General features: G+C 68.9%; 10 protein-coding genes. 6 read left to right on the forward strand and 4 right to left on the reverse strand.

Annotated elements, in window-relative coordinates; genetic code table 11:
- Positions 1-23: 23 nt before the first annotated feature.
- From TSH58p_RS07840 to TSH58p_RS07855, 4 genes are all read left to right on the forward strand, one after another.
- On the forward strand, positions 24-1,325 hold the full coding sequence (locus TSH58p_RS07840; RefSeq protein WP_109068600.1) for an FAD-dependent oxidoreductase: 1,302 nt from the start codon (positions 24-26) through the stop codon (positions 1,323-1,325).
- On the forward strand, positions 1,322-1,615 hold the full coding sequence (locus TSH58p_RS07845) for a ferredoxin family protein (RefSeq protein WP_014239763.1): 294 nt from the start codon (positions 1,322-1,324) through the stop codon (positions 1,613-1,615). Before TSH58p_RS07840 ends, TSH58p_RS07845 begins: the two co-directional genes overlap by 4 nt.
- A gap of 209 nt (positions 1,616-1,824) precedes the next feature.
- Positions 1,825-2,124, forward strand: coding sequence for a hypothetical protein (locus tag TSH58p_RS07850; RefSeq protein WP_109068601.1), 300 nt, complete (start codon positions 1,825-1,827; stop codon positions 2,122-2,124).
- 212 nt (positions 2,125-2,336) lie between these two features.
- Entirely contained in the window at positions 2,337-4,328 is a 1,992-nt protein-coding gene (locus TSH58p_RS07855) for a methyl-accepting chemotaxis protein (protein WP_109068602.1), read from the forward strand.
- Positions 4,329-4,477: 149 nt separating this feature from the next.
- Here the strand turns inward: TSH58p_RS07855 and TSH58p_RS07860 are convergent, their stop codons facing one another.
- The 4 genes from TSH58p_RS07860 to TSH58p_RS07875 all read right to left on the reverse strand — a co-directional run bounded on the left by TSH58p_RS07860 (position 4,478) and on the right by TSH58p_RS07875 (position 11,729).
- Entirely contained in the window at positions 4,478-7,453 is a 2,976-nt protein-coding gene (locus TSH58p_RS07860) for a DUF3369 domain-containing protein (protein ID WP_109068603.1), read from the reverse strand.
- Positions 7,454-7,602: 149 nt separating this feature from the next.
- The gene (locus TSH58p_RS07865) at positions 7,603-8,322 is read right to left on the reverse strand and encodes a Crp/Fnr family transcriptional regulator (RefSeq protein ID WP_109068604.1); all 720 of its coding nucleotides are present in this window, start codon (positions 8,320-8,322) and stop codon (positions 7,603-7,605) included.
- Between the two features lie 251 nt (positions 8,323-8,573).
- Positions 8,574-9,182: a cold-shock protein gene (locus tag TSH58p_RS34410; RefSeq protein WP_109068605.1), complete on the reverse strand. Its 609-nt coding sequence runs from the start codon at positions 9,180-9,182 to the stop codon at positions 8,574-8,576.
- Positions 9,183-9,533: 351 nt separating this feature from the next.
- The gene (locus TSH58p_RS07875) at positions 9,534-11,729 is read right to left on the reverse strand and encodes an ATP-dependent RecD-like DNA helicase (RefSeq protein WP_247873875.1); all 2,196 of its coding nucleotides are present in this window, start codon (positions 11,727-11,729) and stop codon (positions 9,534-9,536) included.
- A 236-nt stretch (positions 11,730-11,965) separates the two neighbouring features.
- Here TSH58p_RS07875 and TSH58p_RS07880 point away from each other — a divergent pair, with 236 nt between their 5' ends.
- Both TSH58p_RS07880 and TSH58p_RS07885 read left to right on the forward strand, forming a co-directional pair.
- Entirely contained in the window at positions 11,966-14,140 is a 2,175-nt protein-coding gene (locus TSH58p_RS07880; protein ID WP_371732434.1) for a malate synthase G, read from the forward strand.
- 464 nt (positions 14,141-14,604) lie between these two features.
- Complete coding sequence (locus TSH58p_RS07885; protein ID WP_247873876.1) at positions 14,605-16,596, forward strand: methyl-accepting chemotaxis protein; 1,992 nt, start codon at positions 14,605-14,607, stop codon at positions 16,594-16,596.
- Positions 16,597-16,604: the final 8 nt, after the last annotated feature.

Raw genomic sequence — 16,604 nt, forward strand, 5'->3', positions numbered from 1 at the left:
GGACGATAAGGAGCCAACAGGACATGGTCGAAAAGTTCGACGCCATCGTCATCGGTGCCGGCCCGTCCGGCAACGCGGCGGCCTACACGCTGGCCAAGCAGGGCCTCAACGTTCTTCAGCTCGAGCGCGGGGAGTATCCCGGCGCCAAGAACGTCCAGGGCGGCATCATGTACGCCGCCGAGCTGGAGAAGATCATCCCGGACTTCCGCGAGGATTGCCCGACCGAGCGCCACATCATCGAACAGCGCATCTGGCTGCTCGGCGACGACAACTATATCGGCACCAACTACCGGTCGGACGCCTTCAACAGCGACAAGCCGAACCGCTACACGATCATCCGCGCCAACATCGACAAGTGGTTCTCCGAGAAGATCCGCGAGGCCGGCGGCCTGCAGATCTGCGAGACCACGGTGACGGAGCTGATCCGCGACGCGTCCGGCAAGGTCATCGGCGTGCGCACCGACCGCGAGGGCGGCGAGATCCACGCCGACGTGGTCATCATGGCCGACGGCGTGAACGCCCTGCTGGCCCGCCGCACCGGCTTCCAGCAGGAGCTGGCGCCGCAGAACGTCGCGCTGGCGGTCAAGGAGATCCTGTTCATCGATCCCGAGCTGATCCAGCAGCGCTTCGGCCTGAAGGACGAAGAGGGCGTGGTCATCGAGATCATGGGCAAGGTGACCAAGGGCATGGTCGGCACGGCGTTCCTCTACACCAACAAGGAATCGCTGACGATCGGCATCGGCTGCCTGATCTCCGACTTCAAGGAGGGCGCCATCCCGCCCTACAAGATGCTGGAGGACCTGAAGAACCACCCCGTCATCAAGCCGCTGATCGAAGGGGCGGAGATGAAGGAATACGCCGCCCACATGATCCCCGAGGGCGGCTACAAGGCGGTTCCGCAGCTCTACGGCGACGGCTGGATGGTGGTCGGCGACGCCGCCCACTTCAACAACGCCGCCCACCGCGAGGGCTCCAACCTCGCCATGGCGTCGGGCCGCATGGCGGCCGAGACGGTGATCGAGCTGAAGCAGGCCGGCAAGCCCTTCAACGCCGCCAACCTCGCCGCCTACAAGAAGAAGCTGGACGACAGCTTCATCATGAAGGACCTGAAGAAGTACCGGAACCTGCCGGGCATCATGCACGAGAACAAGCAGTTCTTCGGCGCCTATCCCGACACGCTGACCGCCGCCGCCCACAGCTGGTTCACCGTGGACAGCGTGGACAAGAAGACGAAGGAGAAGGAGATCATGAAGTCCTTCGTCAAGAAGCGCTCGATCATGGGTCTGGTCGGCGACGCAATCAAGCTGGTGAGGGCCGTGCGATGAGCATCGTGGTCAAGATCGAAGAGAAGCTGTACCAGAACCGCTACATCGTGGACGAGAGCCGGCCGCACATCCAGATCCGCAACGACGCGGTCTGCAAGTCCTGCGAGTCCCAGGCCTGCACCGTCTGCTGCCCGGCGGCCTGCTACAGCAAGAACGAGACGGGCAGCGTGACGCTGGCCACCGACGGTTGCCTGGAATGCGGCACCTGCCGCGTCGTCTGCCAGGACAAGGAAAATATTCAGTGGGACTACCCGCGGGGCGGCTACGGCATCAGTTATAAGTTTGGTTGAGGAACGCACCGGCGGTCCTACGGCCTACGCCGCTGGTCCGCCGGTCGTCTCCCTCTCCTATCCGCCATGACTGAAACCCCTTCCCGCCCCGCGGGGAGGGGTTTTCTTCGTCGCGCCCATCCGAATTTTCAGCCGCCCGGCGGATGCGGACGTGATGGACGCTGCACATATCCGTTGTATCGAGACCCGCGGAACGAGGGAGACGGAACATGCAGCTTCGTGTCTGCTTCGAGAACATGAAGTCGGTCAACGTCAACGACGCGTCCATGATGCGGCACTACGCCGAAAGCTATCTGGCCGATTTCCGGCCGGAATGGGCGGGCTTCATCATGCTGCCGCACAACGAGACCCAGCGCGCCACCATGGAGCCGGCTTGGCAGATGCTGATCCGCAACGCCACGGCGGATACGGAGCGGCGGCTGGTCGAGTATGTGCGGGGCAACCCGATGGCCGCCTATCACGTGCATATTTATCGCCGGGACCATGGCAACGAAGTGAAGGTCCACTGAAATTTTCTATCTCTTCGCCGAAACGACACAGAGTAAATAAGCAAAGCTTGGAAATACTCCAAAAGACCGCCACTCCATATCGGACATACGACCGTTTACGACGGAAAGAGAGGGGCGGTCTTTTCATTTCATTTACCTATCGAACGCACGATGGTGCCCGCAAAGAAGCGCAAAAAGGCGGGCGTGATCCCGCTGGGAGAAGGGAACGCGTCATGCGAGTCACCATCAAGTTCATTTTGCTCTCGGTTCTCACCCTGCTGGGCGTCCTGCTGGCGCTGAGCGACCTGATCGGGCTGCGCGCGCTCAACGTGGCGAACGGAAATCTCCGCACCGTCCACGATGACCGCGTCCTGCCCTTGCGGGACCTCAAGATCATCTCGGACGCCTACGCCGTCTTCATCGTCGATGCGTCGCACAAGGCGCGCAACGGCAACTTCACCTGGAACGAAAGCCTGACCTCCGTCCAGACGGCCAAGGAGGACATCCGGTCACGCTGGGGCGCCTATCTCGGCACCCGGCTGAGTCCGGAGGAGGCCATGCTGGCGGACGGCATCAAGCCCGACATGGTCAAGGCCGACGTCGCGGTCGAACAATTGATCGGCATCCTCTCCGCCCGGAACGCGGCCGCGCTCGACGCGTTCGTGAAGGACGTGCTGTACCAGACCATCGACCCCGTCACCGACCGCATCAGCCAGCTCATCGATCTTCAGGTGCGGGTCGCCGGCGAGCGCTACGGGGAGGCCCAGGCCACCCATGCCTTCGCCAGCGCGACGTCCTGGACCCTGCTGGCGGTTGGCGTCGCGATGGCGGCGCTGGGCATGGCGGTGGTGATCCTGCGGGTCGTGAGGCCGGTGGCCCGGCTGACCGGAACGATGCGACGCATCGCCGCCGGCGACTACAGCGAGGCCGTTCCCGGAGCCGGCGGGCGCGACGAGATCGGCGAGATGGCCCGCGCGGTCGAGGTGTTCAAAGCCAACGGGCTGGACAACCAGCGCATGCACGAGGAACAGACCCGCCAGAGGCAGCAGGCCGAAACGGCCAAGCACGCCGCCCTGGAAAACATGGCCCAGACGATCGAGCGCGAAACCCGGAAGGCCGTGGACCGGGTCGCCGAGCACACCGCGCAGATGAAGGGCAACGCCGAGAAGATGACCCTGTCCGCGGGCGCCGTCGACGTGAACAGCCAGTCCGTGGCCACCGCCGCGCATCAGGCGCTGCGGAACGCCCAGACGGTCGCCGCCGCGTCGGAGGAGCTGGCCGCCTCCATCCAGGAGATCGGCACGCAGGTCGCCCAGGCCAGCCGAATCACCCGCGGCGCCGTGGAACAGGGCGACCGCGCCCGCGCCACCATCCAATCCCTGTCCGACGCGGTGCAGAAGATCGGCGACGTCGCCCAGCTGATCCAGAGCATCGCCAGCCAGACCAACCTTCTGGCGCTCAACGCGACCATCGAGGCCGCCCGCGCCGGGGAGGCCGGCAAGGGCTTCGCCGTGGTGGCCAACGAGGTCAAGAGCCTCGCCAACCAGACCGCCAAGGCGACCGAGGACATCGCCGTCCAGATCGCCGGCATCCAGTCGGCGACGGGGAATGCGGTGAGCGCCGTGTCCTCCATCACCGGCAGCATCGCCGAGGTGGACCATGTGGCCGCGTCCATCGCCGCCGCGATGGAGGAGCAGGGGGCCGCCACCCATGAGATCAGCCGGAGCGTCAACCAGACCGCCGACGCCGCGCGGGAGGTGTCGCGCCGCATCGCCGAGGTGTCGGGCGAGGCCAGGGTGACCGGCGAACGGGCCGCCGACGTGCGCGTCTTCGCGGACGAGGTGTCGGGCAGCATCGACGATCTGCGCGGCCTCCTGGTCCGCGTCGTCCGCACCTCCATGACCGAGGTGGACCGGCGGCACGAGATCCGATACGCGATGGACCTGCCCGCCCGCGCCGACACGCCCGCCGGCAGCCGGACCTGCCGCCTCCTGAACCTGTCATACAGCGGCGGCGCCCTGCAGGCCTGGGATGGCGCGACGGACGCCACGCGCGGCACGCTGCATGTCGAGGGCGTCGGCATGCCCCTGCCCTTCCGCGTGGTCACGCTGGATGCCCAGCACTGCCGCATCCGGTTCGACCTGACGGGCGAGGCGAAGGACGACTTCCAGCGCCGTCTCGACAAAATGGTCCGCGAGCGCGGGCTGCGGCCCATCGCGGCCTGACACCGTCAGGCGTCGGTTCCGACCGACGCCCGGCGATAAGGGCCGCCACGGCGGCCCCGCAGGCCCGCGCCTGCGAAAGGCGGGCGGCCGGCCCTGATGCCCTGGTGGCCGTGCCCGCCGCCGCGGTCGAAAGCGGACCGGACTCCGCTTCAAACCGGCGCCATGCCGCGGATGTAGGCGGCGGCGCGGCCCAATTCCCGGTCGGCGCGGGCGACCAGCGCGCCGACGCCGTCCAACCGGCGGTCGACGCAGGCCAGTTCGATGGCGTCGCTCGCCGCCGCCAGATCGCGCGCGCCCACCGTGCGGGAGGACCCCGCCAGCTTGTGGGCGGCCTGACGCACCCCGTCCCAATCCTCCGCCTGATGGGCGGCGACCAGACGGTCGCGGCTGGCGCTGTTGGAGACGATGAACTCCTGAAGCAGTTGCCCGACGAACTCCATATCCCCGTCGAACAGCGTCGCCAGAACGCCCACATCGATGGGCGGCGCATCGGGTCCGGCCTCCGGCGCCGCGGCGGACGGCGGCGGAGCCGGTTCGGTCGCGGGTCGGGACGGCAGATGGCGATCCAGCAGCCGGCGCAGATGGCCGATCTCCACCGGCTTCGACACCGCATCGTCCATCCCGGCGGACAGGCAGCGCTGCGCCTCGCCGGCCATGGCGTTGGCGGTGACGGCGATGATGGGCAGGCGCGGGCGCCCGCTCGCCGCCTCCTCGGCACGGATCAGGCGGGTCAGCTCGAAGCCGTCCATCTCCGGCATCTGGCAGTCGGTCAGCAGGAGCGCGTAATCGCCGTCGCGCCACAGGGCCAGCGCCTGGACACCGTCCTCGGCAAGGTCGGCCGTCTGGCCGAGCAGGGCGAGCTGCCGCTGGATGACCTGCCGGTTGGTCGGATGGTCCTCGGCCACCAGGATGCGCGGCGGGGCCGCCGCCCCATTCCCCGCCGGGGAGGCCGTGGCCGGTCCGGGATGCCCCGCCTCGGCCTCGACGGCCGGCCCGCGGCCCGCGGCGGCCAGCACGGCGCGCACCAGATGGCCGCGGCGCACCGGGCGGGCCAGCGCGACCGCGTCGATCAGGGCGCCGCGCCCGCCCAGCAGCACCTGCCCGCGCGCCAGCCCCGGCGCGGCGGCGTTCAGCGCCTGCACATCCGCCTCGGCGGTGGTCACCACGACGTCGCAGGGCGTGCCCGGCGGCAGCGCCCGCATCCCGGCCGCCGCGTCCGGCGCGTCCAGCAGCACGGCGCCGTCGGTGCTCAGGTAACGGGCGAGGAACTGCCGCTCCTCCGCGTCGGCGGCCAGGAGCAGCACCGACAGCCCGGCCAGCGGCGGAGCCGCGACGCCCGCGGCGTCGCCGTCCGGGGCGAGATCGGCGGTGAAGGTGAACCAGAAGGTCGAGCCGCGGCCCGGCTCGCTCGCCACCCCCACTTCCCCGCCCATCAGCTCGGCGAGGCGGCGGCAGATCGACAGCCCCAGCCCGGTCCCGCCGAAGCGCCGGGTGGTCGAGGCCTCCGCCTGGGTGAAGGGGCGGAAGAGCTGGGCCTGCGCCTCCCTGGCGATGCCGATGCCGGTGTCGGTCACGGCGATCCGGATGGTCGCCCGCCCGTCCTCGAAGCGCGCCAGCTCGGCGCGGATGCGCACGGAGCCGGAGGGGGTGAACTTCACGGCGTTGCCGGCGATGTTGAACAGCACCTGCCGGATGCGCACCGAATCGCCCATGACCAGCGGCGGCAGGTCGGGATCGACGTAGGTGACCAGAGCCAGATCCTTCTGCCGCGCCGCCGGGGCCAGCGTCTCGGCCACGCCCTCCACCACCGCGGACAGCGACACCGGGGCGCGCTCCAGGTCCAGCCGCCCGGCCTCGATCTTCGAGAAGTCGAGGATGTCGTTGATGATGGTCAGCAGCGCCCCCGCCGAATCGCGCACGACCGCGACCAGCTCCTGCTGCTCGGGAGTCAGCGGCGTGTATTCCAGCAGCTCCAGCATGCCCTGGACGCCGTTCATCGGGGTGCGGATCTCGTGGCTCATGGTCGCCAGGAACAGCGACTTGGCCTGGTTGGCGGCCTCCGCCTCCGCCCGCGCGGCCTCCGCCGCCTCGGTCGCGGCGACCAGCTCGCGGGTGCGGTCGGCCACCTGGCTTTCCAGGTTGCGGTTCAGAGCGGTCAGCTCCTCGTACAGATGCACGTTGTCGAAGCCGACCGCGACCTTGGAACAGAAGACCTCCAGAAGCCGCCGCTCGTCCTCGGTCAGGGGGCGGCGGTGGCTGATGTGGAACACCGTGTCGTGGTGCCGCGAGGTGGAGCGGAAGACCAGCAGGCTGCGCTCCCGCTCATAGCGGTTCCGCCCGTCGGCCAGCGCCTGGGTCACGGCCTCCGCCGCCTCCGCCGGCAGGGCGGCGCGCACCGGCTTGCCCTCCGCCGCCGCGTGGATGCCCCCGGCCCCCAGCACCAGCGGGTCGCGCGCGGCGCCGTCGGCCTCCTCGCCGGTCCAGCGGCTGCACAGGGCGATGCCGTCGCAGGGCGGGCAGATCTCGGCGATCTTCGACACCGCGCCGTGGACGAATTCCGCCATGGTCCGCTTGTCCAGCAGGGCGGAGGAGGCGTCCAGGATGCGCTCCAGCCCCAGGCGGTGGTCCTCGATGGCGGTGATGTCCTGATAGCCGCGCAGGGCGGCGACGACCGAGGTGAACAGCTTCTGCGCCGTCAGCTCCGTCTTCGATTTGTAGTCGTTGATGTCGTAGTTCAGGATGACGTCGCGTTCCGGCGCCTGCCCCGGCTGGCCGGTGCGCAGGATGATGCGCACGCGCCGGTTGTTCAGCTCGCTGCGGATCATGCGCACCAGCCGCAGGCCGGCGTCGTCGGATTCCATCACCACGTCGAGGAGCACCACGGCGATGGCCGGATTCTGCTCCAGCAAGCTGCGCGCCTCGGCGGCGGTGCCGGCGGACAGGAACTGCGCCGGGCGGCCTTCGAAGGTGAAGCCGCGCAGCACCATCTTGGTCGTCGCGTGGATGGCCGGGTCGTCGTCGACGATCAGGATGATCCAGGGATCGGCGGGCTCCGGCGCCGTTTCCTTCGCCGTCTCGGCCTCGATACCCGGCTCGTCGTCGGCGAAAAGAAACTCGTCGCTCATCCAACTCCCTCCGCACCGCGGCAGCTTCCGGATGCGGGAGGATACCACAGCGCCGCCGCGCGTGAACATGCCCCAGCGGCCCGCCACAACCCTTCATCGGCAAGGCGCCGCGCCCGACGACAACCCCAGACTGCGCCCCGCCCCGCCCGTCAGCCGCGGGAGTCGCCCCCGGAGTCGGCGTTGCAGAAGCGGCGCAGCGCGTCCAGGTCGGCGACGGACACCGTCCCGCCCTGCGTCTCCACCCCCACGCCGCGCAGCTTCGCCAGCGCGCGGGAAAAGGTCTCCGGCTGCATGCCGAGGCGCCGGGCGACCAGCGCCTTGTCGAAGGGCAGAGCGAAGCTGGTGGCGCCGCCACCGTCCGGGCAGAAGCGCAGCAGGAAGCTGCCGACCCGCTGGGCGGTCGGCTGAACCTGCAGCTGCTCGATCTGCTGGACGAGGTGGCGCAGCCGCACCGACAGCGACCCCAGCATGGCGAAGGCGATCTGCTCGTCGTCGCGCAGGCAGCGGGCGAAGCCCTCCGCCGTCAGGGTCATGACGCGCGAGTCGGCGACCGCCTCCGCGCAGACCGGGAACTTGCCGCTGGCGAACATGGCGGCCTCGGCGAAGGTTTCGCCGGGGGCGACGATGGTCACCACCGCCTCCGCCCCGTCGCGGGTCAGGCGGTACAGCTTCACCCAGCCGTCGAGCAGCGCGAAGAAGCGGTCGGCGTCCTCGTCCTGGACGAACAGGGTGGTGCCGCGCGGCACCGTGCGCACCTGCGCCGTGCTGACGAGAAGCTCCAGCGACCGGTCGGGCAGGCGGCCGAACAGCGCGTTGGACCGCAGCGTCGCGGCGTCCTGGGGCCGGAAGCCCGGCGGATCGTTCCTCATGCCTTCCCTCACCTCTTCACCCCCCACAGTCCCGGCCCGGACGACCGGCGGGCGGGACCGTCGGCGATAGCCCTCCAGGACCCCTGGGGCCATTCCGTCCGGCCACTGTCGCAGCATGCACAAGCTTTGGGCAAGACAGGGAATCACCGCGACGATGCGGATGCCTCGGGCGCCGGCATCCGGAGCCCCAAAACGAACCGGGGCGCCCCCTCGCGGAAGCGCCCCGGCCGTTCTTCAGAAGCTGAAGAGGCTTAGCGGTACTCGACCTTGCCGGCCTCCGGACCCTTCTGGCCCTGGCGGACGGTCACGCGCACCTGATCGCCTTCCTGGAGCGTCTGCATGCCGGAGCGACGCAGAACGTTCACATGGACGAACACGTCCTTGCCACCGGTGCTCGGCGTGATGAAGCCGAAGCCCTTGTCGGCGTTGAACCACTTGACGGTGCCGTCGACCTCTTCGCCGCCGCCGGCGTCGTTGCCCCAGCCGCCGCGGTCGTAACCGCCGCCGCCGCCGAAGCCGCCACGGTCATAACCGCCGCCGCCGCCGAAGCCGCCGCCGCCCGTGCGGGCCGGACGGGCCGGCGAGCGGGATGCGGTGGAGGTGTCCACGGATTGGATGGAAGCAACCTGCGGACCCTTCGGGCCGCGGGCGAGGTCGCAAACGATGGTCGCGCCTTCGTCGAGCGCGTCATAGCCGGCGGCCTGGACCGCGGAGACGTGCAGGAAGGCGTCGGGCGAACCGTCCTCGGGTGACACGAAGCCGAACCCCTTGGTGGGGTTGAACCACTTCACAGTGGCGGTAACGTTGGCCTTGGTGATCTCGGGAGCGCGGTAGCCCTGGCGGGGCGGGCGGTCGAACATGTGTCTTCAAGCTCATAGAGGATGCCGAATTATCTTTGTCACAGGGTACGAGCCATCCGTCAAGCACGCCAAAGGCCAGACGCCCCTTCCTGCGACATTCGGCCAAGGGGAGGTCCGTCCGTTCGGAAGGGGTACCGGTCCCGAAGACCCCCGATGCCGCACCCGGCGGACTCCGCGCGCCCACGCCCGCCGCTGTCCCGGAACGAAGGGGATTTCTTCCGCCAATTGAACGGCTTAAGACAATTTCTCCACGCCGCGTCGAAACATGCGCCGCACACCGGGTCCGGCGCCGCTAACGGCGCGCGCATACGTCTGTGACAAAATCCCGACATGGTTGTCCTCCCCCAAGGGTCATAGAGGCGACAGCCATTCCCCCAGCTTGGTCCAGCGCCGCCGCCCCTGCGTCCCGCGCACCGCCATGGCGAGCGCGCGGCGCTGGCCGAGCATGATCACCAACCGCTTGCCCCGCGTCACGCCTGTATAGATCAGGTTGCGGTGGAGCATCGTGTAATGCTGGGTCACCACCGGGATCACGACAACCGGGTATTCGGACCCCTGGCTCTTGTGAATCGTCGTCGCGTAGGCGAGGACGATCTCGTCCAGTTCTCCGAAATCATAGGTCACCGGGCGCCCGTCGAAAGCGGCGGTCAGCGTCCCTTCTTCCGGATCGACCGCGGATACGATGCCGAGATCGCCGTTGTAGACCTCCTTGTCGTAGTTGTTCTCGACCTGCATGACCTTGTCGCCGGGGCCGAAGGTCCAGCCGAATCGCTCGACTCGGGACTCGCCCGGCGGGTTCAGCACCTTCTGCAATTCGATGTTCAGCGACCGCGCGCCGAGGCCGCCGCGGTTCATCGGGCAGAGGATCTGCACGTCGCGCACCGGGTCGGCGCCGAACCGGCGGGGAATGCGGTCGCGCACCATCTCGATCAGCTTCGCCACGCCGGCCTCCGGAGTCGCCGCCTCGACGAAGTAGAAGTCGCTGTCCTCCCCGGCCTTCGGCGTCTCCGGCATCTGGCCGGCGTTGATGCGGTGGGCGTTGACGATGATTCGGCTGGTCGCCGCCTGCCGGAAGATCTCGGTCAGCCGCACCACCGGCACCGCGCCGGAGGCGATCACGTCGCCCAGCACCTGCCCCGGCCCGACCGAGGGCAGCTGGTCCACGTCGCCGACCAGCAGAAGGGCGGCCCGCCCCGGCACGGCGCGCAGCAGGGCGTTCATCAGCGGCACGTCGACCATGCTGGTCTCGTCCACCACCAGCAGGTCGCAGTCCAGCGGGTTGGTCTCGTCGCGCTTGAAGCCGCCGGCCTGCGGGTCGGTCTCCAGCAGGCGGTGGATGGTCCGCGCCTCCAGGCCGGTGCTCTCGCTCAGCCGCTTGGCGGCGCGGCCGGTCGGGGCGGCCAGCGCGATCGACACGCCCTTGGCCTTCAGCATGGTCAGGATGCTGTTCACCAGCGTGGTCTTGCCAACCCCCGGACCGCCGGTGATGACCAGCAGCTTCGACGTCGCCGCCTGGCGCAGCGCCTCCCGCTGTCCCTCGGCCAGCGTTATGCCGGCCTTCGCCTCCACCCAGGGAATGGCCTTCTCCGCGTCGATCTCCGGCCAAGGCACCGGGCCGCCGGCCAGCCGGCGCAGCCGCTCGGCGATGGCCCGCTCCGCCCGGTGCAGGCTCGCCAGGAACAGGCAGGGCTCGCCGCCCAGGCTGTCGGCGACCACCGCGCCGTCCTGCCGCTCCAGCTCCGCCGCGGTCTCCAGGATGGACGCGTCGATCTCCAGCAGCTTCACGGCCATCGGGATCAGCTCGGCCACCGGGACGCCGCAATGGCCCTGGTCGGTCGCCTCGGCCAAAGCGTAGGCGATGCCGGCCCGCGCCCGGATCATCGCGGTCTTCTCGATGCCCAGCCGGGCGGCCACCGCGTCCGCCGTCTTGAAGCCGATGCCGCGGATGTCGCGGGCCAGCCGGTAGGGGTTCTCGGTGATGAGGCGGATGGCGTCCGGCCCGTAGGTCTTGAAGATGCGCACCGCGCGCGAGGTGCCGACCCCGTGGCTGTGCAGGAAGACCATGATCTCGCGGATCACCTTCTGGTCGGCCCAGCCGGCGATGATGCGCTGCGCCCGCTTCGGTCCGATGCCGGTGACCTGCCGCAGCCGGTCCGGCTCCTGCTCGATCACGTCGAACACGGCCTCGCCGAACGCCTTGACCATCTTCTTCGCGTAGACCGGCCCGATGCCGCGGATCAGGCCGGAGCCGAGATACTTCTCGATGCCCTCCACCGTGGTCGGCGGGGTGGCGCGCAGGAAGTCGGCCTTGAACTGGAGCCCGTGGTTGCGGTCGTTCACCCAGGCTCCGCTGGCCTGCACGAACTCCCCCGCGCCGATCGTGGCGGCATGGCCGACCAGCGTGACGAGGTCGCGCTGCCCGCGCACCTTCAGCCGCAGCACGCAGAATCCCGTCTCCGGGCTGTGGAAGGTCACCCGCTCCACCAGCCCCGACAGCGGTTCCCGCGGGGGGCCCGCCGCGGTGGAGGCATCGCCGGATATGCTCATGCCACCCAACATAGGTGCTGGCGGGCCTTTGGGGGAGTTCCCCGCGCAACCGCTGCATCGCGTCAAATCGGAGGAAGACCGGAGCGCCGCGAATGTGTACTTTGTCGCCCGAAGCCCGCGCCGGGGCCGCACCGAAGGAACGGCGCCGCGCGCGGGCTTGCGGTGAAAAAACGTCAGCCAAAGAACGACAAACCGAAAAACCGCGGTGTCTACGACTTCGGAAGGAAAGAGCAGCAATGGTGACGGAACGCATTCAGGTTGGCGGCTTGCAAGTTGCCACGGAGCTTCACCGCTTCATCGAGAACGAAGCCCTGCCGGGCACCGGCGTGACGCCGGAGCAATTCTGGTCGGGCCTTGACGCGATCCTCCACGATCTGGCCCCGCGCAACCGCGCGCTGCTGGCCAGGCGGGACGCGCTGCAGGCCCAGATCGACGAGTGGTACCGCAGCCGCCGCGGCCAGCCGCTGGACCGCGCCGCCCACACCGAGTTCCTCAAGGAGATCGGCTATCTCCTGCCGGAAGGCCCGGACTTCGCCGTGACGACCGAGAACGTCGATCCGGAGATCTCCACGACCGCCGGCCCGCAGCTCGTCGTGCCGGTGATGAACGCCCGCTACGCGCTGAACGCCGCCAACGCCCGCTGGGGCAGCCTGTACGACGCGCTCTACGGCACCGACGCCATCCCCGACACGGACGGGGCGGAGCGCACCGCCGGCTACAACCCGAAGCGCGGCGAGAAGGTCATCGCCTTCGCCCGCGACGTGCTCGACCGCGCCGCCCCGCTGTCCGACGGGTCGCACGCCGACGCCGCCGGCTACACGGTGGACAACGGCCGCCTCGTCGTCGCGCTGAAGGACGGCCGCGCCACCGGCCTCGCCGAGCCGGAGCGTCTGGTCGGCTACACCGGCGAGCCGTCCGCCCCGACCGCCATCCTGCTGGCCGACAACGGCCTGCACATGGAAATCCGCATCGACCGCAGCCACCCGATCGGCAAGACCGACGCGGCGGGCGTCGCCGACCTCGTGCTCGAATCCGCCCTGACCACCATCCAGGACTGCGAGGACTCCGTCGCCGCCGTGGATGCCGAGGACAAGGTGCTGGCCTACCGCAACTGGCTGGGCCTGATGACCGGCAGCCTGACCGCCAGCTTCCCCAAGGGCAGCGGCACGGTGGAGCGCCGGCTGAACCCCGACCGCAGCTACACCAGCCGGAACGGCGAGACGATCACCTTGCCGGGCCGCAGCCTGATGCTGATCCGCAACGTCGGTCACCTGATGACCAACAGCGCGGTCCTGCTGAAGGACGGCAGCGAGGCGCCGGAGGGCATCCTCGACGGCATGATCACCTCGCTGATCGCGCTGCACGACGTCAAGGGCGCCCGCCTCAACAGCCGCGCCGGCTCGGTCTACATCGTGAAGCCGAAGATGCACGGGCCGGAGGAGGTCGCCTTCGCGGACGAGCTGTTCGCCCGCGTCGAGGACGCGCTGGGCATCGCGCGCAACACGCTGAAGATGGGCATCATGGACGAGGAGCGCCGCACCACGGTGAACCTCAAGGAGTGCATCCGCGCCGCGGCGGCGCGCGTGGTGTTCATCAACACCGGCTTCCTCGACCGCACCGGCGACGAGATGCACACGGCCATGGAAGCCGGCCCGATGATCCGCAAGAACGACATGAAGTCGTCCGCCTGGATCAAGGCCTATGAGGACTGGAACGTGGACACCGGCCTGCTCTGCGGGCTGAAGGGCCACGCCCAGATCGGCAAGGGCATGTGGGCGATGCCCGACCGCATGGCCGACATGCTGGCCGCCAAGGTCGCCCACCCGCAGGCCGGCGCCAACACCGCCTGGGTGCCCTCGCCCACCGCGGCCACGCTGCACGCCCTGCACTACCATCAGGTCAACGTCGCCGCCCGCCAGGAGGAACTGGCCCGCCGCGAGCGCGCCAGCCTGGACGCCATCCTGACCATCCCGCTGGCCGACCGCCCCAATTGGTCGGAGGAGGAGATCCAGCAGGAGCTGGACAACAACGCCCAGGGCATCCTCGGCTACGTGGTGCGCTGGATCGACCAGGGCGTGGGCTGCTCCAAGGTGCCGGACATCAACAACGTCGGGCTGATGGAGGATCGGGCCACGCTCCGCATCTCCAGCCAGCACATCGCCAACTGGCTGCTCCACGGCATCACCACCGAGGCGCAGGTCATGGAGACGATGAAGCGCATGGCCGCCGTGGTGGACAAGCAGAACGCCGGCGATCCGCTCTACCGCCCGATGGCCGCCGACTTCGACGGCAGCGTCGCCTTCCAGGCCGCCTGCGACCTCGTCTTCAAGGGCCGCGAGCAGCCGAACGGCTACACCGAGCCGGTGCTGCACCGCCGCCGCATCGAGGCCAAGGCGAAGGCCGCCGGCTGAGCCGGCACGCCATCCGGCGCGCATCGCAGGCCCTTTTCCGGAGGCCCTTCCCCGTTCGCGGGGGAGGGCCTTTTTCTTTGTCCGCTCGCAACGAAATTACCAACCCCATGAAACAAAATAAGAGACCACGAATGATAACATTCGATCATCACGCCAAGAAAAATTCGTTGTTCGTACCAATATTTTTCTGAACGAAACCTCCCTCCCGAACGTCCATTCATCGCACACGAACACCTCACACCAGATGTAAACCTCATTCATAAGGCAGCTCACCTCAGGGCTTTGTAATACGATCAACGGTAAACTTGATTTCATGCATGATTGGATGAATTGTCCAATCGACACATCTGCTGGCGGTGAGCCAGCAGCAGCAATATATGAAATGGAGCATTGTTATGAATTTCTTGCACGCCATGACCATCAAACGAAAGACAACGCTGATCTCAGTGTTTGTTTTTGTCGTCATGGCGATCGCAACATTCTCCGTCGGGACAGAAACATCACGGCAGGAACGCCACCTCTCCCACGTCCGCCAGACCGCCGACGAGGTGAGCCGCAAGGTCGTGCCGTTAAGCGAGCTGATCGCCAACATCCGTTACGACGTGGCCCAGGTGCAGCAATGGTTGACCGACGTGTCCGCGACCCGCGGGCTGGATGGGCTGGACGACGGGCCGGCCAAGGCGGAGGAGTACGCGAAGGCCTTCGGCCGGCACGCCGATGACGCCGTCGCCATCGCGCGCGAGCTGGGGCTGGCGGACATGGTGCAGAGCATCACCGCCACCCGCGCCGCCTTCCCCCCCTTCTACGAGCTGGGGCAGCGCATGTCCCGCGCCTACGTCGAGGGCGGCCCGTCGGAAGGGAACGCCATGATGGGGCAATTCGACGCGGTGGCCGAGAGCATGGATCAGGAGATGGAACGGCTCCTCTCCACCATGGAACAGGTCCGCGGGGAGCGCCTGAACGGACTCGGCGCGGCGGTGACCGACATCGAATTCTCCGCCGCGATGCTGGAAACCCTGCTGATCGCCGTGGCGGTGACGGTGCTGTCCCTCATCGCCGCCTCCATCGTCTTTCTGCGCTGGGCGATCGTCGGGCCGATCGACCGCTTGCGGCTGACCATGAGCAGCATGGCCGCCGGCAATCTGCGGGCGGAGGTCGGGTTCACCGGGCGCGGCGACGAGATCGGCCAGATGGCCGATGCCGTGCGCGTGTTCCGCGAAGCCGGCCTGGAGAACGAGCGCCTGCGCGCCGAACAGGAACGCACCCGCACGGCCGGCGAGGAGGAACGGCGCCGGTCCCTGGCCGCGATGGCCGACACGGTGGAGCGCGAAACCCGATCCGCCGTGGAGCAGGTGGCCCGGCACGCCGGGCAGATGGCCAGCAACGCCGAGGCGATGGCCGCCTCCGCCGGGATGGTCAGCGACAACTCCCAGACCGTGGCCGCCGCGGCGAGCCAGGCGCTGTCCAACGCCCAGACCGTCGCCGCCGCGGCCAACGAACTGTCCGCCTCCATCCAGGAAATCGGCCGGCAGGTGGCGGCGTCGGTGTCGGTGACCGGACAGGCCGTCGAGAAGGCGGGCTCCGCCAGCGCGATCATCGGGCATCTGTCGGAGGCGGTCGACCGCATCGGCGCCGTCGCCCGCCTGATCGGCGACATCGCCAGCCAGACCAATCTGCTGGCGCTGAACGCGACCATCGAGGCGGCGCGGGCCGGCGACGCCGGAAAGGGCTTCGCCGTGGTGGCGCAGGAGGTCAAGAACCTCGCCAGCCAGACCGCCCGCTCCACCGAGGAGATCGCGACGCTGATCACCGACGTGCAGTCGGTCACCAAACAGGCCGTGGACCGGGTTGGCGAGGTCGCCGCGACCATCGATCAGGTTTCCGACATTTCCTCGTCCATCGCCGCCGCGGTCGAGGAGCAGGACGCCGCCACCCGCGAGATCGCCCGCACCGTCAACGAGACCAGCCACGCCGCCCAGGAGGTGTCCAGCCGCATCGCCCTGGTGTCCGAGGAGGCCAACCAGACCGGCGAGCGGGCCGACGGCATGCGCGCCGTCGCCGGGGACGTGGCGCAGAGCATCGACGATCTGCAAAGCGTCCTGGTCCGCGTGGTCCGCACCGCGACCAGCGACGTCGACCGCCGCCGCAAGGCCCGCTTCCAGGTCGACCTGCCCTGCACCATCGACGGCGCCGGAGCGGGCACGGGCAGCAAGGCGCGGATCGCCAACCTGTCGTCCGGCGGCGCGATGATCATGGACGCGCCGATGATGGCGGTGGGCACGCCCGGCACCCTGCGCGCCCCGGAGCTGTCCCGTCCCGTGCCCTTCACGGTGAAGCTCTGCGAGCCGGGACAATTGCACGTGAAGTTCAGCGTGCCGGAGGCCGACCAGCCGGCGCTGGACCGCGATCTGGAGGCCCTGGAGCGCCGCATGGTACCAAACCGCAACGCGGCCTGAGAGCGCCT

Origin of the sequence: Azospirillum sp. TSH58, assembly GCF_003119115.1 — a bacterium.
Lineage (GTDB): Bacteria > Pseudomonadota > Alphaproteobacteria > Azospirillales > Azospirillaceae > Azospirillum.